We start from the raw sequence: 23133 nt of genomic DNA, 5'->3' as shown, positions 1-23133 counted from the left end.
GTATGAAGATTCTGGTGATCGGCCCGTCCTGGGTGGGCGACATGATGATGTCGCAAAGTCTTTATCGCACGCTCAAGGCGCGTTATCCCCAGGCGATAATCGACGTGATGGCACCTGCATGGTGCCGTCCGCTGCTATCGCGCATGCCGGAAGTGAACGAGGCGATCCCGATGCCGCTTGGCCACGGGGCGCTGGAAATCGGCGAGCGCCGCAAGCTCGGCCACAGCCTGCGCGAGAAGCGCTACGATCGCGCGTACGTGCTGCCAAACTCCTTCAAATCCGCCCTGGTGCCTTTCTTTGCGGGAATCCCGCACCGTACCGGCTGGCGCGGTGAAATGCGCTACGGCCTGCTGAACGACGCACGGGTGCTGGATAAAGAGGCCTGGCCGCTGATGGTGGAGCGCTACGTGGCGCTGGCCTACGACAAAGGCGTGATGCGCAGCGCGAAAGACCTGCCGCAGCCGCTGCTGTGGCCGCAGCTTCAGGTTAGCGACGGGGAGAAATCCCACACCTGCAACGCGTTTGGCATTTCGTCTGAACGCCCGATGGTTGGCTTCTGCCCCGGCGCGGAATTTGGTCCGGCAAAACGCTGGCCGCACTACCACTATGCGGAGCTGGCGAAACAGCTGATCGACGAAGGCTACCAGATTGTGCTGTTTGGCTCGGCGAAGGACCACGAGGCGGGCAACGAAATACTCGCCACGCTGAGCAATGAACAACAGGCCTGGTGCCGTAATTTGGCAGGAGAAACGCAGCTTGAACAGGCGGTTATCCTGATTGCCGCCTGTAAGGCCGTGGTCAGCAATGACTCTGGCCTGATGCACGTCGCCGCCGCGCTGGACCGTCCGCTGGTCGCACTGTATGGCCCAAGCAGCCCGGACTTCACCCCGCCCTTGTCGCACAAAGCGCGCGTCATCCGCCTGATCACTGGCTACCACAAGGTACGCAAGGGCGATGCCGCAGAAGGCTACCATCAGAGCCTGATCGATATTACCCCGCAGCGCGTTCTCGAAGAGCTCAACGAACTGCTGTTGAGCGAAGAAGGATAACGGATGCGGGTATTGATCGTTAAAACCTCCTCAATGGGCGATGTTCTGCATACGCTGCCGTCGCTGACGGACGCTATGCGGGCCATCCCCGGCATCCGTTTTGACTGGGTGGTGGAAGAAGGCTTCGCGCAGATCCCCACCTGGCATGAAGCGGTTGACCGCGTGATCCCGGTCGCGATTCGCCGCTGGCGCAAAGCGTGGTTCTCCGCACCGATCAAAGCCGAGCGTAAAACCTTCCGTGAAACGGTGCAGGCGCAGCGTTACGACGCAATCATCGACGCCCAGGGGCTGGTGAAAAGCGCCGCGCTGGTCACGCGTCTGGCGCACGGCGTAAAGCACGGCATGGACTGGCACACCGCCCGCGAACCGCTGGCGAGCCTGTTCTATAACCGCCGCCACCACATCGCAAAACAGCAGCACGCCGTGGAACGCACCCGCGAGCTGTTCGCAAAAAGCCTCGGCTATGCGAAACCGGAAACCCAGGGCGACTATGCCATTGCACAGCACTTTTTGCGCAATACAGATCCCTGTGCTCAGCCTTATCTTGTCTTCCTGCATGCAACTACGCGTGACGATAAGCACTGGCCGGAAACGCACTGGCGTAGGCTGATTGAACTAATGCAACCCTCCGGTATCCATATTAAACTCCCGTGGGGCGCTGAGCATGAACGGCAGCGTGCGGAGCGTCTGGCAGCAGGCTTTACCCACGTTGAGGTTTTACCCAAACTCACGCTGGCGCAGGTTGCCGCAGAGCTGGCAGGCGCTAACGCCGTCGTTTCCGTGGATACGGGTTTAAGCCATTTAACCGCGGCGCTGGATCGTCCAAATATCACACTTTTTGGCCCGACCGATCCCGGCCTGATCGGGGGCTATGGCAAAAACCAGCATCAGATGGTCAGCCCGACTCAGCAAACGAAGGATATCAGCGCAGATGCGATTTTTTCATTTTTACAGGGCAGCCGTTGGCTTTCCAACAGGGATATTTAACCCATGAGTTACGTATTTCTGCTGATTTTACTCTTTCCGGTGAAGCTTCTCCGGAAGCTGTTCCGCAAAGAGACAGGGAAAAACCTGGTCATTCAGACAGCCAAAATCGGTGATTTTGTTAATGCAACGCCTCTTCTGGCCTGGCTGCAAAAAAGCGACGTTCTGATCAGCCGCAGCGTTGGCGCGCTGGCGAAGCATGATGAGACGATCGACGAGATTTTTTTTATCGAGCAGCAAAAGCGTAACCTGTGGCGAAAGCTTCGCTTTGCCTGCAGGATTATGAACCGCTATGACAACGTCTATCTCCTGCAGCCTAACAGCGTGAATCTCTTTTTCGCCTCCGTGTGCAATGCCAAAAACAAGCAATTTTTAAGCACTTATACGCGCAGGTGGTATCACGGGATTTTCTATGCAACGGCCGATGGTACGGTTAAGCACGAAAAGAAGACGCTGTCCGTCACGAACTATCTTAAGCTGGCGGATCGTGCGCTGACCTGGCAAGACTCTCCCAAGCACGCCACAAAGCCACTGTTTAAACCCGCGACTTACCCGGCGATCCTTGATAAACCCGGTGCGATCCGCATTGGCATCAGCATCGCCGCAGGAAATAAAGCGAAAACCGTTCCGCCGGGAATCTGGAAACGGATTGCCGATCGTCTCGCCGACATACCCTGCGAGTTTTATGTCTTTGGCGCTCCGAATGAACAGTCGTGGATGGACGACATCATCCGCGCTTACGGTGAACTGCCCAACTTTATTAATCTGATTGGCAAGATCTCGCTGGAAGAGCTTCCGTGGGCCATTTCTAAAATGGATTGCTATATCGCGTCCGACTCGGGGAATGTCTATATCGCCGATGCGGTGGGCGTGCCGGTCGTCTTACTGTTCGGACCGTGCTGCCACTATGAGCAACGCCCGCTTGGCAACGTGTTGCTGATTGGTAATGATGACAACATTTGCTCGTATGTTTTTGAAACACGATATTACTTCTCACAAAGCCGGGAAGAACTCTTCGCGGTAACAGACGAATCGCTGGACGAACTCAAACATTTCATTTGCGGACTGCCAACAGCAAATTCTGCCCTTGATGCGCAGGGAAACTAATTATTATGGCTTTTCTCAGCATCATTATTGCCGCACACAACGCTGAAGACACGCTTCACGCCACGCTGGAAAGCCTGCAAAACGCGATTGAGAATGCAGGCGATGAAGTCGAAGTCATTATCTTTAATGACAGTTCCGGTGATTCCACACAGGATATTATTGAGACGTGGTTGCCAAAGCTTCCGCATGCCCAATCCCATTACGTTGAGTACCGTAACGTAGGGCATGTTCGAAACAGCGCAGTCTCGCTGGCGTCGGGCGAATACATCACGATGCTGGATAGCGACGATCTGTTGAAGCCGGGTAGCGTCCGGGATGCCGTCGCCTTCCTGAAAGCAGAGCGTCCTGATATGTTGCTGACGCGCCTGCTGGAAATTCGCGATATGCGGAAAATTACCTCCGCCTGGCAGGGATTCACCCCCGTCTCATTGTCGCAAAGTGATGCAATAAAGCGTTTCTTGCAGCACAAAGATTTTCAGGCGCACCTCATCGGGCAATTCGTACACCGCAGGCTGTACGCAACCAACCCGATCCCTTCTATGGTCTGCTATGAAGATTTCGCGGTATTTCCCGGCATGCTGATGCAATCGCGTAAAATCGTCTATCAGCGCCAGGGGCACTATTATTACATCAAACGCAGCGGCAGTTTGTCGAGCCGTCTTGACGCCAGTAAAATCGCTACGCTGGTTGAATGCACATTACAGATGGAAAAAACATTCCCGCCATCATTTAAGCATCTTATTAATTGCCACTGGTTTGATATTTACAGTAATCACCGACAACACCTGACCGATGTGCAGCTCAAACTGGTTAAGCAGCGGGTGAAATCACTTTATTCTTTCTCTTTTTTCTTCTCCAGAGATGTACGTTTCAGCTACAAAAAAAGGGTCATTGAGGCATTATGGAAAAAGTAAAACTGCGGCTCTATCAGCTGGCACTGATTTTGAGCCTCATTTCGCTGGCGCTGGCGCTGCTGAGCTCAGGTAAACAACGCGAATTTTTCTATATTGCAGTTTATGCCAGTATTATCGGCTTAGCTTGCGAATATAAAAAAATTACCCTGCGCCCCTTTTCAATCGCGCTTCCTATATTACTGATAGGGTTGCTCAATCTTGTCTGGTATATGGTGTATGAATATCACAGCGAAGGTTTAAACGCTTACAGTGATTATCTTGGTGCCAGTAAAAAACTGATTTTAGCGAGCATTCTCGTTTTTTATCTGGACCGATTTAAAAATTACGTCGATAAAAGCGCTTTCCAGAAGTACTTCCTGTACGCGGCAGGTGCGGGTTTTGTCCTCGCCACGGGGTATGGCTTGTGGCAGGCAACGCAGGGTGTAGATCGAGTTGAGATGGCCATAAATCGTCCTACCGTATCGGCCTATGTTTACTCAGTTCTGTCGCTGGCGCTGGTGTACAGTCTCTATCTTCAAAAAAACAGAAAACTGTATGTGGTAGCGGGTTTCACCGTATTAATTTCCTGGTTCGTCATTCTTTTGACAGGGACGCGTGCTGCAATGGGGCTGTATTTGCTTCTGGCGATTGTGCTCACGCTTTACCACTTCAGAAGAATTCATCTTAAATCGATGCTCATTTTCTTATGTGTTGTGGCAGGCATTATTATCGTTAGCTACAAGCCTTTGATCTCCCCCAAAATAGATCAAACACAGATGGAAGTAGAACGCTTCCAACAAGGCTATGACGCCACATCACTCGGCGCGCGTTTTTCCATGTGGATTGTTGGTATTCAGAACGGACTTGCCCACCCACTGGGACAATCAATTGAAGACCGAGAGGTATGGACGCAGCGTTATGTTAAAGAAGGGCATCCCCACCTCGCCTCGGCGCTCCAGTATATTAGGATACATCTGCACAATGAATTCATCGAAAAATACTCTCTGCAGGGGCTACCGGGACTGGCGATATTACTCTTTTTCTTCGTTTCGATAATCGCATACGCGCTGAAGAACAGAAATGGCCTGCTGCTGACGACCATGCTGCTTTTGTTGCTTTATGGCCTGACGGACGTCATTTTACTGAGCTCAGAAGCCCTAATCTTCTTTGTAACCCTGTTTGCGTTGAGCCCCCCTTTCTCGCAATCCAGGAACCATCATTAAGCGATAATGCCCGCCATGCGGGCATTATTTTTTCTTGTACTGATAAAATTCCGCCAGCGTCATCCCAATCGTCTTATCGGATAACCAACTAAAGAGCACTTCCAGATCCTGATACAACCCTTCGATCGCCGCCTCATCTTTAAACGTGGGGCTTCCGCCAGGCATAAATTCAGACGAGTGAAGCATAAACTCCACGTAATCCTGCCCCTGAGACAGGCATTGCTGCGCGACCTGAATCATCTGAGGCGCATTTCCACCCGTCGGTCGTAGCCAGTTCACGGAGGGCGAACGGTATTTCCCGCGAAGACGATCGTACCCCTGTTTGATCGTGTTCAACCAGGCCGGATGTTTATACTGAATGCTCATCGGCACTTCCAGTAATGGGCTATTGCCCGCCCGGGAAATAGTATCTAAATCCATAAAATAGGCGTGGTCGGGGAAATGCTGATAGTCCGTTCCGCCATTACCCTGCGGGGCACCTTTCGCGTTGCGCCAGTTCACGCGCGGCGTCACGGAGCAATCAACCTGGTAGCCCAGTTCAACGAGCAATTTTGCATAGCGGCTATCAAATGCCCAGCGCCCGGCGCGGTGGCTCAGCATTTTGGTCTGGAATGTCTCTTCCAGCAGACGGGTCATGAACAGCACTTTCTCACGCATCACCTCGTCTGAAAATTCAATCAGATACGGCTGCCAGCGCCAGTCATCTCCCGTGAGATCGTGCTCAGGCGGGCTATTCCATGCGTGAAGGTGCATTCCCACCTCCCCCTGCCTGCGAGCAATCACGTCCCTGGCGAACTCAATGAAAACGGGCTCAATTGCCATCTCATAGTTTGTCAGCCATACGGGCTTAAAACCAAAACGTTCACAAAGGGTCTGAAAGCGGGCCAGATAGCGCGCGTTTTCCGTTTTAATGACGCGGTGATTCTGCCAGAGATTATCGCCCTCAGTATCAATCGTGATGATAAACGCTGGTTTTTTCATAATGAGTCCGCATGACAGGGAAGTTAGCGCTATGTTACGCACTCACCAAAGCCTGAGTAAAGCCTCCCTGGGAAATTCCTGAGATTATGGAGAAAGAGTGCAAGTCGCTACCAGGTCTATTAGAATTGCCAACAGTACAACGCCGATAAGATGATGATGAATAACTTACCTGACACGCCTGATTTGCGCATTTTACTGATCAAACTCCGCCATCATGGCGATATGTTATTGACCACTCCCGTCATTGATTCGTTACGTCAAAAATGGCCGCAGGCGCAAATTGACGTGCTGTTGTATGAAGAAACGCGCGATATGCTCGCCGCCCATCCGGCGATTGGCACTATTTATGGAATCGATCGTAAATGGAAGCAGCTGGGCACGCTAAAGCACCTTCAAAAGGAGTGGCAGCTGCTCTGCGCATTACGAAAGCAACATTATCATCTGGTGATTAATCTTGCCGATCAGTGGCGTAGCGCTATCGTCACCCGCTTCACCGGTGCGCCGGTTCGCCTCGGATTCGCCTTTAACAAACGCAACAATCCATTCTGGCGTTTCTGCCATAGTGAATTAGTCTCTGTTGCAAATCACAAATCCCTGCACACCGTCGAACAAAATCTCTCCATTCTGTCGCCATTACAGGTCGCACCTAAGCCGGCGGTTACCATGGCCTACAGCGCAGAAGACTGGCACCACGCCCGCCAGCTGCTGGTGCAAAAAGGAGTGGGCGATAACTACATCGTCATCCAGCCGACGTCACGCTGGTTCTTCAAATGCTGGGATGAGAGCAAAATGGCGCAAACCATCACCGCGCTGCAGCAGGATGGGCATACCGTCGTCCTCACGGCCGGGCCGGATAAAAAAGAGCTGGCGATGATCGATCGCATTCTCGCCGCCTCACCGAAGACGGGGGTCGTCTCGCTGGCGGGACAGCTAACGTTGCGCCAGCTGGCCTCGCTTATCGATCACGCGTGTCTTTTTATTGGCGTTGACTCCGTGCCGATGCATATGGCCGCCGCGCTGCAGACACCCTGCGTGGCGCTGTTTGGCCCTTCCAAACTGACGTTTTGGTCTCCATGGCAAGTCAACGGTGAAGTCATCTGGGCGGGCGACTACGGCCCCCTTCCCGATCCCGACGCCATTGATACCAAAACGAAAGAACGTTATCTCGACGCCATTCCTGCTGATGCTGTCGTCTCCACTGCAAGGAGATATCTGTCATGAAACACCATCGCCTGGCGATTGTTCGCCAAAAGTATCGCCCTGATGGCGGGGCGGAGCGCTTCGTTTCACGTGCTCTCACCGCGCTGAGCAACCAGAATCTTGAACTCAACGTCATTACGCGTGAATGGCAGGGCGAAAAGCAGGACGACTGGCATATCCATATTTGCGACCCGCGTAAATGGGGCCGCATCAGCCGCGAACGCGGTTTTGCCCATGCCGCCCGCGCGCTGTGGCAACAACAGCAGTTTGATATTGTGCAAAGCCATGAGCGTATCCCGGGCTGCGATATCTACCGCGCTGGAGATGGCGTCCATCGCCGCTGGCTGCTGCAGCGTGCGCGCATTCTGCCCGCCTGGCGCGCGCAGATGCTGATGTTCGATCGCTATCACCGCTACGTGATGCAAGCCGAACGAGAAATGTACCAGGCCCCAGAGCTGAAGGCGGTTATCTGTAATGCGGAGATGATCAAACGCGAAATCGTCGAAGACTTTGATATTGACGCAAAAAAAATACATGTGATTTATAATTCAATTGATTCCAGCCGCTTCATTCCAGCCCAGGAAGCACAGCGAGCCGCGCTGCGTCAGCAATTTGGTTTGCCAGCCGATGCCGTGGTGTTCTGTTTTGTAGGGTCGGGATTTGAACGAAAAGGATTGGCCAGCGCCATACGCGCTATCGCAGGAACGCCAGCCTGGCTGATTGTGGTTGGACAGGATAAAGCAGAACATCGTTATCGTGACCTCGCCCGCTCATTAGGCTGCGAAGGGCAAATCCGTTTCCTGGGGATGCAGAAAGAAACTCTGCCTTTTTATCAGCTATCCGATGGTTTACTGTTGCCAACGCTGTATGATCCGTTTCCAAACGTCATTCTTGAAGCGATGGCCTGCGGCTTGCCCGTCATTACTTCACAGAGCTGCGGTGGCGCTGAATTTATTCAGCAAGGCCAGAACGGATTTTATTGTGACGCCCTGGATATCGACACATTGAAGGAGGCAATTGCAGCCACCCCTTCTCTGGGAAAAAATAACACGATGGGGCAAGCGGCACGTGAACGCGTAAAAAGCGCCACCCCCGAAAAACTGTCAAGTCAGCTTATTTCGCTTTATCAAAAATTACTGGATTAAAAATGCGTATCCTAATGATTATTGATGGTTTACCCGGTGGGGGAGCTGAAAAAACAGTTCTTACACTTTCCAGCGGATTAATGGAAATGGGGCATCAGGTCTCCCTTTACTCTCTGCGGAAAGTGTGTGATTACGCCATCCCGGAAGGCATTGATTATCAGGTGGTTCAGGATACCTGCAAAAAACCGTGGCGAAAGCTGACGGAGATCCCGCGCCGCGCCCGCCTGCTGGATCAGGCAATTGAGCGGGCTGAGCGCAGCGGAAAATTTGACGTTGTGTTCTCTCATCTGCACAAAACGGACCGCATTGTGGCGCACTGCCGCGCGCTGGAACGTGATAAAGTCTGGTTCTGCGTGCACGGCATGTTCTCTTTCTCTTATCTCCGACACCGCAGCGGGCTTTCGCGCTGGTTTAAGCATCTTAAAATTCGTCATACCTACGAAAACCGAAACGTTGTCGCCGTCTCAGGCGCCGTGTTGAAAGATCTTTCCGAGACGCTGGCTCTCAAACTCCGGCGTAAAGCGGTTATCCATAATCCTTTTGATATCCCTGAGATTCAGCGTCTGGCGGATGCCCCCTTCGAGATGCAAGGGAAGGATTACATCATCCATGTTGGCCGCTTCCATGAACACAAACGCCACGACCGCCTTTTACGCGCCTTCGCACAGAGTCAGCTTGACACTACGCTTGTCATGATGGGCAATGGCTCAGAAGCCAAAATTCAAAAACTTAAGCAGCTTGCCCGCGATTTGGGTATTGAAAACAAAACGGTTTTCCGTCCGTTCGACGCTAACCCCTACCCCTGGATAAAAGGTGCACGCCTCTTAGTGTTAAGCTCTGACTGCGAAGGTTTTGGTAATGTGCTGGTGGAATCCATTATCTGCCACACGCCACCGGTCAGTACCAATTGTCCGGGTGGCCCCGCAGAAATCCTCACCGGCGCCTTAGCGCGCGGGCTGGCAGAGTTAAATGACGCGTCACTGGCAAAAACCCTGGTAGATATTTATACCGCCCCGCCGGTCGTTGGCGATGCAACGATTGCGTCGTTCGGTATCAATGCCATCTGCCAGCAATACATTGCTTTGGTCGACAATCAAAAATAATCAGGTTTCTTATGCAAAATTCAGCGCCATTGTTAAGCGTGGTGGTTGCCGTTTATAACGGCGAAGCTTTTCTGGATCAGTTCTTTACCTGCCTTGTGAATCAACGCATCGACAGCATGGAAGTCATCATTGTCAATGACGGCTCGACTGACCGCTCGATGCAGATCGTCGAAAGCTGGCGTGAAAAACTGCCGCAGATACAGGTGATTGAACAGCATAACCAGGGTGTTTCCATCGCGCGTAATACCGGCCTGGCCGTTGCAACCGGTCAGTATCTCTCTTTCCCGGATATTGATGATGTCTTCAAACCTGGCATGTACCAGCGTCTGCTGGATATGGCCGTTACGCAGGATCTGGATGTCGCCACCTGCAACGGCAACTATGTCTGGGAAAATGACAGGAAACCTTCTCGCCCTATCTTCCCTGAGGATAAACTCGCCTCGACGGGCGTCATGACGGGTCCGGCATGGCTGAAGATGGCGCTGGATTCACGTAAGTTCCTGCACGTGACCTGGCTTAATATTTATCGCCACGATTTTATTCGTAAACACCGTTTCCATTTCGAACCCGGCCTGCGCCATCAGGATATCCCGTGGACCACCGAGGTGCTGCTTGCCGCAGAGCGCGTTCAGTACACCAGCGAACGCTTTTATGACTACTACATTCACTCTGCCTCGGTATCGCACACGCCGGATAATGACGACACGCTGATTCGCTCCGCGCGCCACTACATGAAAATCCTGCAGATGCTTGATGCCATTAACCAGCGTTACCCGGATAAAGTGAAAAATATCCCCGCCTGCTACTGGCAAATCGCCAAAGAGGGGTTGGGAATCATTCATACCTTCGACAACATGAAGGATGAGGCAAAGAAGACAATGATTATCAAAGAGTTCTTCGACACCGGGATCTGGAAGCTTATCTGGAAAAGTGCCAAAAGCCCGCGTTTGCGCTGGCGCCTGGGCCGACGCTACTTCCGTTTAAAACGGTATCTGGCATAAGAGATAGCTTTACCTGGCTTAAATGCTTAGAATTTGCCCGCCGAAACTAAAAAGACGGATAATCGCTTGGAATTGTTGTATACCGCCCTGCTCTATATCATTCAGCCACTGGTGTGGCTGAGACTGTTGCTTCGTAGCCGTAAAGCGCCTGCGTATCGTAAACGCTGGGCTGAACGCTATGGCTTTTGCCGCAATAAAGTCGCGCCGGACGGTATTTTGCTGCATTCCGTTTCTGTTGGTGAAACGCTGGCGGCGATCCCGCTGGTTCGCGCTCTGCGCCATCGCTACCCGTCTCTGCCAATTACCGTCACCACCATGACGCCAACCGGCTCAGAGCGCGCGTTATCCGCGTTTGGTAAAGACGTTCATCACGTCTACCTCCCTTACGATCTGCCCTGCGCCATGAATCGTTTCCTGAACACCGTTCGCCCGAAGCTGGTGATCGTGATGGAAACCGAGCTGTGGCCGAACATGATTTCCGCTCTGCACGCCCGTAAAATTCCGCTGGTGATTGCCAACGCGCGCTTGTCAGAGCGCTCGGCGAAAGGCTACGGCAAGCTGGGTAAATTTATGCGCCGCCTGCTGAGCAAAATCACGCTGATTGCCGCGCAGAATGAAGAAGACGCGGCACGCTTTATCTCTCTGGGCCTGAAGCGCAACCAGCTTGCCGTAACCGGCAGTCTGAAATTCGATATTTCCGTTACCCCTGAACTGGCCGCCCGCGCCATCACGCTGCGCCGCCAGTGGGCTCCGCGTCGTCAGGTCTGGATTGCCACCAGTACTCATGAGGGTGAAGAGGCGATTATCCTGCAGGCGCACCGCAAGCTGCTGGAAAAATTCCCTGATTTACTGCTGATCCTCGTGCCTCGTCATCCGGAACGTTTTAAAGATGCCCGCGAAATGGTGCAGAAAGGAGGCTTCAGCTTCACTCTGCGCAGCAACGGAGAGATCCCTTCCGGCAGTACCCAGGTGGTGATTGGCGATACGATGGGCGAACTGATGCTGCTCTACGGCATTGCTGACCTCGCCTTTGTTGGCGGAAGCCTGGTGGAACGCGGAGGCCATAACCCGCTGGAGCCGGCAGCCCACGCCATTCCTGTGCTGATGGGGCCACACACGTTTAACTTCAAAGATATCTGCGCGAAATTACAGCAGGCCGATGGTTTAATTACCGTGACCGATGCGGACTCGGTCGTCAAAGAGGTATCGACCCTTCTGACGGACGAAGATTACCGCCTGTGGTACGGTCGCCACGCCGTTGAAGTGCTGCACCAGAATCAGGGCGCACTCACCCGTCTGCTGCAGCTTCTGCAACCTTATCTGCCTCAGCGGAGCCACTAATGTCTACGCGTCTGTCGGTCGTCATGATCGCCAAAAACGCCGCCGACCTGCTTCCGGACTGCCTGGCCTCCGTCGCCTGGGCTGACGAGATCGTCATTCTCGACTCCGGAAGCACGGACAACACGGTGGACGTTGCCCGGGCAGCGGGCGCAAAAATCTTTACCAATACTGACTGGCAAGGCTATGGCATCCAGCGCCAGCGCGCGCAGGGGTATGCCACCGGTGATTACGTGTTGATGCTCGATACCGACGAACGCATCACGCCGGAGCTTCAGCAGGCCATCCAGGCGGTGCTTTCCTCGCCCAAGCCCGGCGCCGTATACAGCATCGCCCGCCGCAACTACTTCCTTGGCCGCTTCATGCGCCACAGCGGCTGGTATCCTGACCGCGTTATGCGCCTCTACGAGCGCGAGCGCTATCAGTACAACGACAACCTGGTCCATGAATCACTGACCTGCGACAGCGCCCAGGTCATTCCCCTGACGGGCGATTTGCTGCACCTGACCTGCCGTGATTTCGCCAGCTTCCAGCAAAAGCAGCTCAACTATGCCACCGCATGGGCGCAGGAGCGTCACCAGCGCGGCAAGAAGGCCTCGCTGACGGGTATCTTCACCCACACGCTGGGTGCGTTTCTGAAAACGCTGCTGCTGCGTGGTGGCGTGCTGGACGGTAAGCAGGGCTGGTTACTCGCGGTAGTGAATGCCCAGTATACTTTCAACAAATACACCGAGCTGTGGGCGCTCTGCCGCGGCTACTCAGAGAAAACGTGAGCCATGAGCACAAAAGCGATTTATCCGGGTACCTTCGATCCGATCACCAACGGTCATATTGATATCATCACCCGTGCGGCATGCATGTTCGACAAGGTGATCCTGGCCATTGCCGCCAGCCCCAGCAAAAAGCCGATGTTTGACCTCAACGAGCGCGTACAGCTCGCCACCGATGCCATTTCGCACCTGTCGAATGTTGCGGTGGTCGGGTTTAGCGACCTGATGGCGAACTTCGCCCGCGCCCAGCAGGCCAATATTCTGATCCGTGGCCTGCGCGCGGTGGCAGACTTCGAGTATGAGATGCAGCTGGCGCACATGAACCGCCACCTGATGCCGGAGCTGGAAAGCGTATTCCTGATGCCATCAAAAGAGTGGTCGTTTATCTCGTCCACGCTGGTGAAAGAGGTGGCGCGCCATCACGGGGACGTTACCCATTTCCTGCCGGATAACGTCCACCAGGCGCTGATGGACAAGCTAAAGTAGCGCTATTTCTGGCACTGACGGCAGTAGAACGTGGCTCGCTGGGCGTGCTTTGCGGCAGCGATCGGCGTCCCGCATACCCGGCATGGCTCACCTTTACGGCCATACACCTGCAGCTCCTGGGCAAAATAGCCCGGTTTACCGTCGCTTTGCAGGAAGTCCTTCAGCGTGGTCCCGCCCTGCTCAATCGAGCGCAGTAATACGGCTTTAATGACCCGGACCAGCAGCTCACACTCCTGCGCCGACAGCGATGATGCCAGCCGATCGGGATGGATCCCGGCCGCGAAAAGCGATTCACTGGCGTAAATATTCCCCACGCCGACCACCAGCTTGTTATCCATCAGCCAGGGCTTGATCGGAGCCTTCTTCTTCGCACACTTCTCTTTCAGGTAGTCCGCGTTGAACGCGTCTGAAAGCGGCTCAGGGCCCAGATGCGCCAGCACGTTGTGTCCTTCCAGCTCCTTTGTCCACAGCCACGCGCCAAAGCGCCTGGGATCGGTGTAACGGAGCACTTTGCCGTTGCTCATCACCAGATCGACATGGTCGTGCTTTTCCGCAGGCAGTTCTTCGGTCAGGATGCGCAGGCTCCCGGACATCCCCAGATGGATAATAATCCAGCCGTCAGGCAACTCCAGCAGCAGGTATTTCGCGCGGCGCTGCACGCTAAGGACGGGTTTGTCGCTTAACGCGTGGATCTCATCGGACACCGGCCAGCGCAGACGTCCATTGCGAACGACAGCATGAAGAATAGTCGCGCCGACCAGATGGGGCTCAATGCCGCGACGGCTGGTCTCTACCTCAGGTAATTCAGGCATGGTTCCTCCGTTGAGATGCAGAATGCAAAAAACCCCGCAGTTGCGGGGTTTTTCAATACAAGGAGGCTAAAATTATTTGATTTTAGCTTCTTTGTACAGTACGTGCTGGCGTACAACTGGATCGAATTTTTTCAGTTCCAGTTTTTCCGGCTTAGTACGTTTGTTCTTCGTGGTGGTGTAGAAGTGACCTGTACCAGCAGAAGAAACCAGCTTGATTTTCTCGCGAATACCTTTAGCCATGATTTATTTCCTCTTTAAGTACTTAGTACTTTTCGCCACGGGCACGCAGTTCAGACAGAACTGTATCGATGCCTTTCTTATCGATTACACGCATACCTTTAGCAGATACGCGCAGGGTGACAAAACGCTTCTCGCTCTCAACCCAGAAACGGTGAGAGTGCAGGTTCGGCAGGAAACGGCGTTTAGTCGCGTTCAGTGCGTGGGAACGGTTGTTACCGGTCACCGGACGCTTGCCAGTAACTTGGCAGACTCGGGACATGTCTATTCTCCAAAAATCAAATTAGCTCGAGCTTCGTATGGGGTATCGGCGCCTCGTCAGGCTTTACAGCCCGGTCATCGCGTAGTTCTAAGTGAACTCTCGATTGCCAGGCCCAAATGCCAAACCCGAGATTCTCAAAGGTGGCGTAGTATACGCTGACTCGGCGGTGTGCTCAAGTCCCGAACAGACAAAGATCCCGATGGATCGCCAGAAATAGCCTAAATCCAGCCATGTTCTGCAAAAGAAATGTACTCTCCGCGGCCAATTATCAGATGGTCCAGCACACGAATGTCCATGAATTGACAGCATTTGATAATGCGCTCGGTGATTTCTTTGTCCGCTCTGCTCGGTTCTGCACAGCCAGAGGGGTGATTATGCGCGAGGATCACGCCTGCTGCATTCACTTTTATCGCTTCGCGCACAATTTCACGCGGATGCACCTCAACGTGGCTCAGTGTACCTGAAAAAAGGCGGGTATGCTTAAGCACCCGGTTTCGGTTGTCGAGAAAGATCACCATAAAGATCTCCCGCTCCAGACCGGATAGCTGGCTTTGCAGAAATTCTCGGGTCATGTCAGGGGTAAGGATCGGATCTTGCTCCTCCATCTGCACGTTATAAAATCTCCGGGCAAGTTCAGCAATACCCCGTAACTGGGCATATTTCGCGACGCCAATGCCTTCTACGTGCGCAAACTCCTCCAGTTCGGCTGTCAGCAAACCATACAGTGAACCAAAATGGTCTATCAGATTTTTCGCCAGCGTAAATACCGTTTTTCCCTTCGTACCTGTACGTAAAAAGAGCGCCAGCAGTTCGTCGTCTTTTAATAACGTGACGCCATGACGCAGCATTTTTTCGCGCGGTAGCAGCAGTTCAGTCTCTTCCATGCCCGGCCTCCTTCTGTTTGCCATTATGCTGCCACAGGCAAATCCGGGGCTCGACGCTGAGGTTTCGTTCTTGCGTAGCGCCTCGCAAAGTGAATAAAGGACTTCATCACCCCGTATTTGGGATTGTGATAAAATGCCCGCTCTCTGGTGAAACCCAACAGGAAAGAATCATGATGAGCCTGGCCGGTAAAAAAATCGTTCTTGGCGTGAGCGGCGGTATTGCTGCCTATAAAGCGCCGGAGCTGGTGCGTCGTCTGCGCGAGCGCGGGGCGGACGTGCGGGTCGCGATAACCGAAGGCGGTAAAGCCTTTATCACCCCTCTGAGCCTGCAGGCGGTTTCAGGATACCCAGTATCTGACAGCCTGCTCGATCCGGCCGCCGAAGCCGCGATGGGGCATATTGAGCTTGGGAAATGGGCCGATCTGGTGATTCTTGCCCCAGCCACGGCGGATTTGATTGCCCGCGTGGCGGCCGGTATGGCGAACGATCTGGTTTCGACCATTTGCCTCGCGACGCCTGCACCTGTCGCCGTTGTGCCAGCCATGAACCAGCAGATGTACCGCAACGCCGCCACCCAGCATAATCTGGAGACGCTGGCCTCGCGCGGCCTGCTTATCTGGGGCCCGGACAGTGGCAGCCAGGCCTGCGGCGACGTTGGCCCAGGGCGTATGCTCGACCCGTTGACGATTGTAGATATGGCTGCCGCCCATTTCTCACCTGTCAACGATCTGCAACATCTCAACATCATGATTACTGCGGGTCCCACGCGCGAGCCGTTGGACCCGGTGCGCTACATCACCAACCACAGCTCCGGCAAGATGGGCTTTGCAATTGCTGCCGCAGCGGCAAAACGCGGTGCTAACGTCACGCTGGTCAGCGGCCCGGTCTCGTTACCTACGCCACCTTTTGTGCAGCGCATTAATGTCACTACCGCGCAGGAGATGGAAGCCGCCGTGCAGGCTCATGCGCAACATCAGCAGATTTTTATCGGCTGTGCGGCCGTGGCAGACTATCGTGCCGAGACCATCGCCGAATCTAAAATCAAAAAGCAAGGTGATGAATTAACACTGAAAATGGTGAAAAACCCGGACATTGTTGCTGGGGTCGCCGCACTAAAAAACCATCGTCCTTACGTTGTTGGATTTGCCGCAGAAACGAATAATGTGGAAGAATATGCCCGGCAAAAACGTACCCGCAAAAACCTCGATTTAATTTGCGCGAACGACGTATCGCTGGCCACGCAAGGATTTAATAGCGACAGCAACGCACTGCACCTTTTCTGGCAGGATGGAGATAAAATCTTACCGCTTGAGCGCAAGGAACTCCTGGGCCAACAATTACTGGACGAGATCGTTACCCGTTATGATGAAAAAAATCGACGTTAAGATTCTGGACCCGCGTGTTGGCGAGCAATTCCCGCTGCCAACCTATGCCACCTCCGGCTCTGCCGGACTTGACCTGCGCGCCTGTCTCGATGACGCCGTAGAACTGGCTCCCGGTGCCACTACCCTGATCCCGACTGGGCTGGCGATCCACATTGCTGACCCGTCTCTGGCGGCAGTGATCCTGCCGCGCTCTGGTCTGGGCCATAAGCACGGCGTTGTGCTGGGTAACCTGGTCGGCCTGATCGACTCCGACTACCAGGGTCAACTGATGGTATCCGTCTGGAACCGTGGCCAGGACAGCTTCACCATTGAACCGGGCGAGCGTATCGCGCAGATGGTTTTTGTACCGGTGGTTCAGGCAGAATTTAACCTGGTGGCAGACTTTGATGCCACCGACCGTGGCGAAGGCGGCTTCGGCCATTCCGGGCGCAAATAACCGCCCGACACACACGTATCTCGCAGCGCCATAACGCAATAACAAACCGCAAACGCCAGTTTGCGGTCGCTGTGTGGATGCCAGCCTGGCAAGTGCTTATTTTTCAGGGGTATTTTGTAACATGGCAGAAAAACAAACCGCGAAAAGGAATCGTCGCGAAGAAATACTTCAATCTCTGGCTCTGATGCTTGAATCCAGCGATGGCAGTCAACGCATCACCACCGCTAAACTGGCCGCCTCTGTGGGCGTGTCTGAAGCGGCGCTGTATCGTCATTTCCCCAGCAAAACAAAAATGTTCGACAGCCTGATCGAGTTTATTGAAGACAGTCTGATCACACGCATTAATCTGATTTTGAAAGACGAAAAAGACACCACCGCGCGTCTGCGTCTGATTGTGCTGTTAATTCTGGGCTTTGGGGAACGCAATCCGGGTTTAACCCGTATCCTGACCGGCCACGCGCTGATGTTTGAGCAGGACAGGCTACAGGGCCGCATCAATCAGCTTTTTGAGCGTATTGAAGCGCAGCTGCGACAGGTGCTGCGCGAGAAGAAAATGCGTGAAGGTGAAGGATACAATACGGATGAGACATTGCTGGCAAGCCAGATCCTGGCGTTTTGTGAAGGCATGCTCTCCCGCTTTGTGCGCAGTGAATTCAAATACCGACCAACGGACGATTTTGACGCCCGCTGGCCGTTAGTAGCAGCACAACTGCAGTAGCGCCGCAGCGCCCGGTAAGCGTAGCGCCGCCGGGCAATTCAATTACACGCCAAACTCTTCGCGATACGCCCGCACCGCCGCCAGGTGATCCGCCATCTCTGGCTTCTCTTCCAGATACGCAATCAGGTCTTTCAGGGTGATGATAGAGGTCACTTTGCAGCTGTAATCACGCTCTACTTCCTGGATAGCAGAGATATCGCCGCGACCACGCTCCTGACGATCCAGAGAAATAAGCACGCCAGCCAGCGTCGCACCGTTGGCCTGGATAATCTCCATAGATTCACGGATCGCAGTGCCTGCGGTGATCACGTCGTCCACCAGCATCACGCGGCCCTGCAGCGCGCTGCCTACAAGATTACCGCCTTCACCGTGGGTTTTGGCCTCTTTGCGGTTAAAGCAGTACGGCACGTCGCGGTCGTGATGTTCCGCCAGCGCGACTGCTGTGGTGGTCGCAATTGGAATGCCTTTGTAGGCCGGGCCAAACAGCAGGTCAAAATCAATCCCGGAATCCACCAGCGCTTCGGCATAGAAACGGCCTAACAGGGCCAGATCGCGCCCGGTATTAAACAGCCCGGCGTTGAAGAAATAGGGGCTCTTACGCCCGGATTTCAGCGTAAATTCGCCAAACTTAAGTACCTGTTTATTAATAGCAAACTCAATAAACTGGCGCTGATACGATTTCATGGATTCGCTCCTTTGGTTTTTCTGTCTTACAGGCAAAAAAAAGGCGACTCACTGGTCGCCTTTAAAATCAATTTTCTAACGCCGCTTTTTGCGTCGTTACAATGGATTCGATTCCCCCTCGGGCCAACGCCAGCAGGGAGAGAAGTTCTTCATGGGTGAACGGCTCGCCTTCCGCCGTGCCCTGCACCTCAATGATGCGGCCATCTTCGGTCATCACCACGTTCATGTCGGTCTCGGCAGCGGAATCTTCAACGTATTCCAGATCGCAAAGCGCTTCGCCGTTAACGATCCCCACGGAAACCGCCGCGACCATCCCTTTCATTGGGTTGGTTTTCAGCTTACCGGCTGCAACCAGCTTGTTCAGGGCATCCGCCAGCGCTACGCAGGCACCGGTAATGGACGCGGTACGCGTGCCGCCATCTGCCTGAATTACGTCGCAGTCCAGCGTAATAGTGAATTCACCGAGAGTTTTCAGGTCAACGGCAGCGCGCAGCGCACGTGCGATCAGACGCTGAATCTCCATGGTACGGCCGCCCTGCTTACCCTTTGCCGCTTCACGGGCATTACGGGTGTGCGTTGCGCGTGGCAGCATGCCGTATTCGGCGGTGATCCAGCCCTGACCCTGGCCTTTCAGGAAGCGCGGAACCCCTTCTTCGATGGATGCGGTGCACAGCACTTTGGTGTCACCAAACTCAACCAGCACGGAGCCTTCAGCGTGTTTTGTATAGTTACGGGTCAGGGTGACGGGACGCACCTGATTGGCGCTACGACCTGATGGACGCATGATGGATTCTCCGGCTTGAAACGAATGTGGCTGCGCATTATACGGATAAAGGATGCTTATTCCTATCCTGAGAAGCCCCCGAAAGCTATAATCCCCCCATCTCTCCTTTAAAAACGGGAATGTCTATGATCCGCAGTATGACCGCCTACGCCCGGCGTGAAATCAAGGGTAGCTGGGGTAGCGCTACCTGGGAAATGCGTTCGGTAAACCAGCGCTATCTGGAAACATATTTCCGTATGCCGGAACAGTTCCGCAGCCTTGAACCTGTGGTGCGCGAGCGTATCCGTACGCGTCTGACCCGCGGGAAAGTGGAATGCAACCTGCGCTTTGAGCCAGATGCCAGCGCGCAGGGCGAACTGATCCTCAACGAAAAGCTGGCGAAACAGCTCGTGAATGCGGCGAACTGGGTCAAAATGCAGAGCGATGAAGGCGAAATCAACCCGGTTGATATTCTGCGCTGGCCTGGGGTCATGGCCGCCGGTGAGCAGGATCTGGATGCCATTGCCGCTGAAATTCTGGCAGCCCTCGACGGCACGCTGGACGATTTTATCGTTGCCCGAGAAACCGAAGGCCAGGCGCTAAAAGCGATGATTGAGCAGCGTCTTGAAGGCGTGAGCACCGAAGTGGCCAAAGTCCGCACCCACATGCCAGAAGTGCTGCAATGGCAGCGCGAACGACTTGTCGCCAAGCTGGAAGAAGCGGAAGTTCAGCTGGAAAACACCCGTCTGGAACAAGAGCTGGTGCTGATGGCGCAGCGCGTTGACGTGGCCGAAGAGCTGGATCGTCTGGAAGCGCACGTGAAAGAGACCTACAACATACTGAAGAAGAAGGAAGCTGTAGGCCGCCGTCTGGACTTTATGATGCAGGAGTTCAACCGCGAGTCGAATACTCTGGCGTCTAAGTCTATCAATGCTGAAGTGACCAACTCAGCGATTGAACTGAAGGTTCTGATTGAGCAGATGCGCGAGCAGATCCAGAATATTGAGTAATCCCTTTTTGGGTGGTATCGGCTGATGCCACCCATTATTATTTCTAATTCGAATTTTCACACCTTTTCCAATTCACCTGCCAATAATCAACCATATTCAGCATGTATTGATTAGATTTTATAGGTGAAATCCAATCGCCTTAGAAAATCTCAATCGTGATCTTGCGCACAAATCGCTAACCTTCCCGCGTTCACACCGGAGGGTATATGCTGCTTCACATTCTTTATCTCATTGGTATCACCGCAGAAGCCATGACTGGCGCTCTCGCCGCCGGGCGTCGCCGGATGGACACCTTCGGCGTGATCATTATTGCTACTGCAACCGCGCTGGGCGGCGGTTCCGTGCGCGATATCCTGCTTGGTCACTACCCGCTTGGCTGGGTGAAGCATCCTGAGTACGTGATTATCGTCGCAACGGCTGCCGTATTAACCACCATAGTGGCACCCGTTATGCCCCATCTGCGCCGCCTGTTCCTGGTGCTTGATGCGCTGGGGCTGATCGTTTTTTCAATCATCGGCGCGCAAATCGCGCTCGATATGGGGGAAGGTCCGGTTATCGCTACCATCGCGGCCGTGGTCACGGGGGTATTCGGCGGCGTGCTGCGCGATATGTTCTGCAAACGCATTCCTCTGGTCTTTCAAAAAGAGCTGTATGCCGGCATCTCCTTCGCCGCAGCGGTGCTCTACATTGCCCTGCAGCATTACGTTTCAAACCACGACGTGGTGGTCATCTCCACGCTGCTGTTTGGCTTTACGGCCCGCATGCTGGCGCTGCGTCTGAAGCTCGGGCTGCCTGTGTTTCACTATAAGCACGGCGCTCACTAATCTCAGAACCCGTTGATGTGCTGTCCAGCGAGCCACTTCGCCAGCACATCAATCTCTGGCGCGTGCAGCCAGCTAACGATTTGCCGCGCCTTCTCCTCTCCCGTTCCCGGCAGGGTCTGCCATGACTTTGCGCTGCGCTCGCTCATCTTCTGCCAGGACACCTCCCCTGAAGCCTTCAGCGACGCCTGCGGTAACGGAACACCCAGAGCCATAATCCAGCGGATGAAAGGCTGCTCGCGCACCTGATTAAAGCGGTGCCAAAGTGCGAGCCCGCGCGCTGCGGAAAACCCCGGCGTCGACTGCAGCTGTTCCTGCGTTAATAGCAGCCATGAAAAGAGATGTTCAAAATGATGTGCCTGCCAGAGCATCCGCCAGCCTGACTCACCTAATCCTTCAATGTTGAATACCTGCTTTGAACTGAGCCACGTCAGCCGGGCAAAGAACTGTTCCATACACGCTGGCGAGGCATAAAAGCAGCTAAGGGAGTGATAACGCGAGGCCGGTGGTTCTGGTTTTTGTCTGTCCGTTCCTCGCCAGACCACCTTATCAAACCGGGGGATACCCTGCCCGGCCAGACTTACCTGAACCTGATCGCCCGGGGCAATATCCAGCCTCTGCCAGCACCCAACCGAACCCAGGCTCACTCGCTGCACCTGTTTATCGTCCAGTTGGACAGGCTCCAGTGCCGCCACGACAGAAATTTTGCCCGTGCGCCCCACGGAAAAATGAATATTTCTGACCTCAGCGACCTGTGCTGCAGGCGAATATTTCCACGCGATGACCCAGTTGCCTTCGCCAGGCAGCCAGCGCTCCCCTGAAGGAGACTCAGCAGACCGAACCACTATGCCATCCGTGGCAAAGGGTAATGCCGTGTTTTGCCAGGCCAAACGCTGTTTTTCAACAGCATCAACAGTCTGTACGGGCAGCGTATAGCGCGCCGTCAGGGAAAAACCTGCGCTGGACAGCTCAGAAAGCCTGTTTTCCATTCCCTTCGGTCCATCCGGCCAGGCCCAGATAAATATTCCCGTCTGGTTCAGAAACGCGTTGTCCTTTTGTCGCATCATCGCGCCCGCCACTTTTGCACGTGCATTCATTCCGCCCATCTGCCGCTGGACGTGGTTTTCGCGTAGCCAGAAAAGCTCCCCCTGTAAGACGCTGTTTGCCAGCACGCCGGATACCTCCTTAGGCACGGACGGAATCAAACGCACGCGTGCCGTCCAGTCCTCGCCTTTTAGCCCATTACCACGGCTGATCGCCCGGGCTAGCTTTCCGTTGCGATACACAAGCGTCACTGCCACGCCGTCGACTTTTGGCTGCATCCAGAGATTTTTCCGGCCGTGCATCCACTGGCTCAGCGCTTCTTTGCTGGCTGCTTTACGTACCCCCGTATGGGCAACAGGATGTTTTACGCTTCCCGTCAGCGCGGGGAGTTTCTCTTCTGAAATCTCACTGCCAAAACAGCGCTGCCACTGCGTTAACCGCCCGTGAAGCTGGTCGTACACGTCGTCGTTTACATCGCTCGCCCCCTGCTTCCAGTAGGCATCATCCCAGCGTTTTATCTGCGCGCTTAACGACGCAATCTCTTTCTCTGCTTTTGCCTGCGACCACACCGGACACACCGCCGCGCCATAGCCACACCACAACACCAGTAATCCGCTTATCCATCGCCACATTGCTACCCCTCCTTTGCGTTGCAGGAGGTATAACCTGCCGATCAAAACAACGCTAACGGCAACCTTTCGCTTTACGAGGCGCTATCCAGGGTTTCTTTTTATTTCTGCAAACCGCGGGTAAAACCTGAAAACGGCACGCAAAATTCAATAATCCAGGGGAAAAAG

25 protein-coding genes are annotated in these 23133 nt (G+C 54.2%); 17 read left to right on the top strand and 8 right to left on the bottom strand.

All coding sequences use genetic code 11. The features are described from left to right. Window positions 1–2: 2 nt before the first annotated feature. From rfaF to AC4ICF_RS00580, 5 genes are read left to right on the top strand one after another with little or no spacing between them, the layout of a single operon-like run. On the top strand, window positions 3–1049 hold the full coding sequence (gene rfaF, locus AC4ICF_RS00600) for an ADP-heptose--LPS heptosyltransferase RfaF (protein WP_316380415.1): 1047 nt from the start codon (window positions 3–5) through the stop codon (window positions 1047–1049). 3 nt (window positions 1050–1052) lie between these two features. Continuing rightward, the gene (rfaC, locus tag AC4ICF_RS00595) at window positions 1053–2036 is read left to right on the top strand and encodes a lipopolysaccharide heptosyltransferase RfaC (RefSeq protein WP_316380413.1); all 984 of its coding nucleotides are present in this window, start codon (window positions 1053–1055) and stop codon (window positions 2034–2036) included. A 3-nt stretch (window positions 2037–2039) separates the two neighbouring features. Next, window positions 2040–3140 (top strand): glycosyltransferase family 9 protein, encoded by a 1101-nt coding sequence (locus tag AC4ICF_RS00590; protein ID WP_316380412.1) that lies wholly within the window; start codon window positions 2040–2042, stop codon window positions 3138–3140. A 5-nt stretch (window positions 3141–3145) separates the two neighbouring features. Next, complete coding sequence (locus AC4ICF_RS00585) at window positions 3146–4054, top strand: glycosyltransferase family 2 protein (RefSeq protein ID WP_316380410.1); 909 nt, start codon at window positions 3146–3148, stop codon at window positions 4052–4054. Continuing rightward, complete coding sequence (locus AC4ICF_RS00580; protein ID WP_316380409.1) at window positions 4042–5256, top strand: O-antigen ligase family protein; 1215 nt, start codon at window positions 4042–4044, stop codon at window positions 5254–5256. Before AC4ICF_RS00585 ends, AC4ICF_RS00580 begins: the two co-directional genes overlap by 13 nt. A gap of 24 nt (window positions 5257–5280) precedes the next feature. On the opposite strand, the gene AC4ICF_RS00575 is transcribed toward AC4ICF_RS00580, so the two are convergent. After that, complete coding sequence (locus tag AC4ICF_RS00575; protein WP_316380407.1) at window positions 5281–6237, bottom strand: polysaccharide deacetylase family protein; 957 nt, start codon at window positions 6235–6237, stop codon at window positions 5281–5283. A 150-nt stretch (window positions 6238–6387) separates the two neighbouring features. On the opposite strand from AC4ICF_RS00575, the gene rfaQ reads away from it, so the two are divergent. The 7 genes from rfaQ to coaD all read left to right on the top strand — a co-directional run bounded on the left by rfaQ (window position 6388) and on the right by coaD (window position 13280). Continuing rightward, complete coding sequence (gene rfaQ / locus AC4ICF_RS00570) at window positions 6388–7458, top strand: putative lipopolysaccharide heptosyltransferase III (protein WP_316380405.1); 1071 nt, start codon at window positions 6388–6390, stop codon at window positions 7456–7458. Continuing rightward, complete coding sequence (locus AC4ICF_RS00565) at window positions 7455–8582, top strand: glycosyltransferase family 4 protein (RefSeq protein WP_316380404.1); 1128 nt, start codon at window positions 7455–7457, stop codon at window positions 8580–8582. Before rfaQ ends, AC4ICF_RS00565 begins: the two co-directional genes overlap by 4 nt. 2 nt (window positions 8583–8584) lie before the next feature. Continuing rightward, window positions 8585–9685 (top strand): glycosyltransferase, encoded by a 1101-nt coding sequence (locus AC4ICF_RS00560; protein ID WP_316380403.1) that lies wholly within the window; start codon window positions 8585–8587, stop codon window positions 9683–9685. A gap of 11 nt (window positions 9686–9696) precedes the next feature. Further along, window positions 9697–10686: a glycosyltransferase gene (locus tag AC4ICF_RS00555; protein ID WP_316380402.1), complete on the top strand. Its 990-nt coding sequence runs from the start codon at window positions 9697–9699 to the stop codon at window positions 10684–10686. Between the two features lie 66 nt (window positions 10687–10752). Further along, complete coding sequence (waaA, locus tag AC4ICF_RS00550; protein ID WP_316380401.1) at window positions 10753–12027, top strand: lipid IV(A) 3-deoxy-D-manno-octulosonic acid transferase; 1275 nt, start codon at window positions 10753–10755, stop codon at window positions 12025–12027. Beyond that, window positions 12027–12797: a glycosyltransferase family 2 protein gene (locus AC4ICF_RS00545; protein WP_163330023.1), complete on the top strand. Its 771-nt coding sequence runs from the start codon at window positions 12027–12029 to the stop codon at window positions 12795–12797. The genes waaA and AC4ICF_RS00545 overlap by 1 nt, the downstream gene beginning before the upstream one ends. A gap of 3 nt (window positions 12798–12800) precedes the next feature. Next, window positions 12801–13280, top strand: a complete 480-nt coding sequence (gene coaD, locus AC4ICF_RS00540) for a pantetheine-phosphate adenylyltransferase (protein ID WP_316380400.1) — start codon at window positions 12801–12803, stop codon at window positions 13278–13280. Between the two features lie 2 nt (window positions 13281–13282). On the opposite strand, the gene mutM is transcribed toward coaD, so the two are convergent. The 4 genes from mutM to radC all read right to left on the bottom strand — a co-directional run bounded on the left by mutM (window position 13283) and on the right by radC (window position 15475). Further along, window positions 13283–14092: a bifunctional DNA-formamidopyrimidine glycosylase/DNA-(apurinic or apyrimidinic site) lyase gene (gene mutM, locus AC4ICF_RS00535; RefSeq protein ID WP_116342967.1), complete on the bottom strand. Its 810-nt coding sequence runs from the start codon at window positions 14090–14092 to the stop codon at window positions 13283–13285. Between the two features lie 72 nt (window positions 14093–14164). Continuing rightward, window positions 14165–14332, bottom strand: coding sequence for a 50S ribosomal protein L33 (gene rpmG, locus AC4ICF_RS00530; RefSeq protein ID WP_003024094.1), 168 nt, complete (start codon window positions 14330–14332; stop codon window positions 14165–14167). A gap of 22 nt (window positions 14333–14354) precedes the next feature. Further along, window positions 14355–14591 carry a 50S ribosomal protein L28 gene (rpmB, locus tag AC4ICF_RS00525; protein ID WP_002436699.1) on the bottom strand — a complete coding sequence of 79 codons (237 nt, stop codon included), beginning with the start codon at window positions 14589–14591 and terminating at the stop codon, window positions 14355–14357. Between the two features lie 218 nt (window positions 14592–14809). Further along, window positions 14810–15475, bottom strand: a complete 666-nt coding sequence (radC, locus tag AC4ICF_RS00520; protein ID WP_316380399.1) for a RadC family protein — start codon at window positions 15473–15475, stop codon at window positions 14810–14812. Window positions 15476–15648: 173 nt separating this feature from the next. On the opposite strand from radC, the gene coaBC reads away from it, so the two are divergent. From coaBC to slmA, 3 genes are all read left to right on the top strand, one after another. Beyond that, complete coding sequence (coaBC, locus tag AC4ICF_RS00515) at window positions 15649–16860, top strand: bifunctional phosphopantothenoylcysteine decarboxylase/phosphopantothenate--cysteine ligase CoaBC (protein WP_116343108.1); 1212 nt, start codon at window positions 15649–15651, stop codon at window positions 16858–16860. Further along, window positions 16838–17296 carry a dUTP diphosphatase gene (gene dut, locus AC4ICF_RS00510; protein WP_015570042.1) on the top strand — a complete coding sequence of 153 codons (459 nt, stop codon included), beginning with the start codon at window positions 16838–16840 and terminating at the stop codon, window positions 17294–17296. Before coaBC ends, dut begins: the two co-directional genes overlap by 23 nt. A gap of 121 nt (window positions 17297–17417) precedes the next feature. Further along, window positions 17418–18014 (top strand): nucleoid occlusion factor SlmA, encoded by a 597-nt coding sequence (slmA, locus tag AC4ICF_RS00505; protein WP_028015015.1) that lies wholly within the window; start codon window positions 17418–17420, stop codon window positions 18012–18014. A 42-nt stretch (window positions 18015–18056) separates the two neighbouring features. Here slmA and pyrE read toward each other — a convergent pair whose 3' ends face one another. Together pyrE and rph are read right to left on the bottom strand one after the other, a co-directional pair. Next, window positions 18057–18698 (bottom strand): orotate phosphoribosyltransferase, encoded by a 642-nt coding sequence (gene pyrE / locus AC4ICF_RS00500; RefSeq protein ID WP_041911672.1) that lies wholly within the window; start codon window positions 18696–18698, stop codon window positions 18057–18059. A 67-nt stretch (window positions 18699–18765) separates the two neighbouring features. After that, window positions 18766–19482 carry a ribonuclease PH gene (gene rph, locus AC4ICF_RS00495; RefSeq protein ID WP_006812424.1) on the bottom strand — a complete coding sequence of 239 codons (717 nt, stop codon included), beginning with the start codon at window positions 19480–19482 and terminating at the stop codon, window positions 18766–18768. 125 nt (window positions 19483–19607) lie between these two features. On the opposite strand from rph, the gene AC4ICF_RS00490 reads away from it, so the two are divergent. Further along, complete coding sequence (locus AC4ICF_RS00490; RefSeq protein ID WP_116342963.1) at window positions 19608–20471, top strand: YicC/YloC family endoribonuclease; 864 nt, start codon at window positions 19608–19610, stop codon at window positions 20469–20471. A 206-nt stretch (window positions 20472–20677) separates the two neighbouring features. Next, a complete protein-coding gene (locus tag AC4ICF_RS00485) occupies window positions 20678–21295 on the top strand; it encodes a trimeric intracellular cation channel family protein (protein ID WP_061096641.1) in 618 nt (205 codons plus the stop codon). A gap of 2 nt (window positions 21296–21297) precedes the next feature. On the opposite strand, the gene ligB is transcribed toward AC4ICF_RS00485, so the two are convergent. After that, entirely contained in the window at window positions 21298–22968 is a 1671-nt protein-coding gene (gene ligB, locus AC4ICF_RS00480) for an NAD-dependent DNA ligase LigB (RefSeq protein ID WP_316380398.1), read from the bottom strand. Window positions 22969–23133 lie beyond the last annotated feature (165 nt).

The sequence above is a fragment of the Enterobacter sp. ECC_219_Taxon_10 genome (assembly GCF_058354905.1).
This window is presented reverse-complemented; position numbering and strand designations above follow the sequence as displayed.

Bases quoted from the DNA above. Each gene is read 5' to 3' on its own strand.
- rfaF (WP_316380415.1), top strand. From the start codon at position 3: ATGAAGATTCTGGTGATCGGCCCGTCCTGGGTGGGCGACATGATGATG.
- rfaC (WP_316380413.1), top strand. From the start codon at position 1,053: ATGCGGGTATTGATCGTTAAAACCTCCTCAATGGGCGATGTTCTGCAT.
- AC4ICF_RS00590 (WP_316380412.1), top strand. From the start codon at position 2,040: ATGAGTTACGTATTTCTGCTGATTTTACTCTTTCCGGTGAAGCTTCTC.
- AC4ICF_RS00585 (WP_316380410.1), top strand. From the start codon at position 3,146: ATGGCTTTTCTCAGCATCATTATTGCCGCACACAACGCTGAAGACACG.
- AC4ICF_RS00580 (WP_316380409.1), top strand. From the start codon at position 4,042: ATGGAAAAAGTAAAACTGCGGCTCTATCAGCTGGCACTGATTTTGAGC.
- AC4ICF_RS00575 (WP_316380407.1), bottom strand. From the start codon at position 6,237: ATGAAAAAACCAGCGTTTATCATCACGATTGATACTGAGGGCGATAAT.
- rfaQ (WP_316380405.1), top strand. From the start codon at position 6,388: ATGATGATGAATAACTTACCTGACACGCCTGATTTGCGCATTTTACTG.
- AC4ICF_RS00565 (WP_316380404.1), top strand. From the start codon at position 7,455: ATGAAACACCATCGCCTGGCGATTGTTCGCCAAAAGTATCGCCCTGAT.
- AC4ICF_RS00560 (WP_316380403.1), top strand. From the start codon at position 8,585: ATGCGTATCCTAATGATTATTGATGGTTTACCCGGTGGGGGAGCTGAA.
- AC4ICF_RS00555 (WP_316380402.1), top strand. From the start codon at position 9,697: ATGCAAAATTCAGCGCCATTGTTAAGCGTGGTGGTTGCCGTTTATAAC.
- AC4ICF_RS00545 (WP_163330023.1), top strand. From the start codon at position 12,027: ATGTCTACGCGTCTGTCGGTCGTCATGATCGCCAAAAACGCCGCCGAC.
- coaD (WP_316380400.1), top strand. From the start codon at position 12,801: ATGAGCACAAAAGCGATTTATCCGGGTACCTTCGATCCGATCACCAAC.
- mutM (WP_116342967.1), bottom strand. From the start codon at position 14,092: ATGCCTGAATTACCTGAGGTAGAGACCAGCCGTCGCGGCATTGAGCCC.
- rpmG (WP_003024094.1), bottom strand. From the start codon at position 14,332: ATGGCTAAAGGTATTCGCGAGAAAATCAAGCTGGTTTCTTCTGCTGGT.
- rpmB (WP_002436699.1), bottom strand. From the start codon at position 14,591: ATGTCCCGAGTCTGCCAAGTTACTGGCAAGCGTCCGGTGACCGGTAAC.
- radC (WP_316380399.1), bottom strand. From the start codon at position 15,475: ATGGAAGAGACTGAACTGCTGCTACCGCGCGAAAAAATGCTGCGTCAT.
- coaBC (WP_116343108.1), top strand. From the start codon at position 15,649: ATGAGCCTGGCCGGTAAAAAAATCGTTCTTGGCGTGAGCGGCGGTATT.
- dut (WP_015570042.1), top strand. From the start codon at position 16,838: ATGATGAAAAAAATCGACGTTAAGATTCTGGACCCGCGTGTTGGCGAG.
- slmA (WP_028015015.1), top strand. From the start codon at position 17,418: ATGGCAGAAAAACAAACCGCGAAAAGGAATCGTCGCGAAGAAATACTT.
- pyrE (WP_041911672.1), bottom strand. From the start codon at position 18,698: ATGAAATCGTATCAGCGCCAGTTTATTGAGTTTGCTATTAATAAACAG.
- rph (WP_006812424.1), bottom strand. From the start codon at position 19,482: ATGCGTCCATCAGGTCGTAGCGCCAATCAGGTGCGTCCCGTCACCCTG.
- AC4ICF_RS00490 (WP_116342963.1), top strand. From the start codon at position 19,608: ATGATCCGCAGTATGACCGCCTACGCCCGGCGTGAAATCAAGGGTAGC.
- AC4ICF_RS00485 (WP_061096641.1), top strand. From the start codon at position 20,678: ATGCTGCTTCACATTCTTTATCTCATTGGTATCACCGCAGAAGCCATG.
- ligB (WP_316380398.1), bottom strand. From the start codon at position 22,968: ATGTGGCGATGGATAAGCGGATTACTGGTGTTGTGGTGTGGCTATGGC.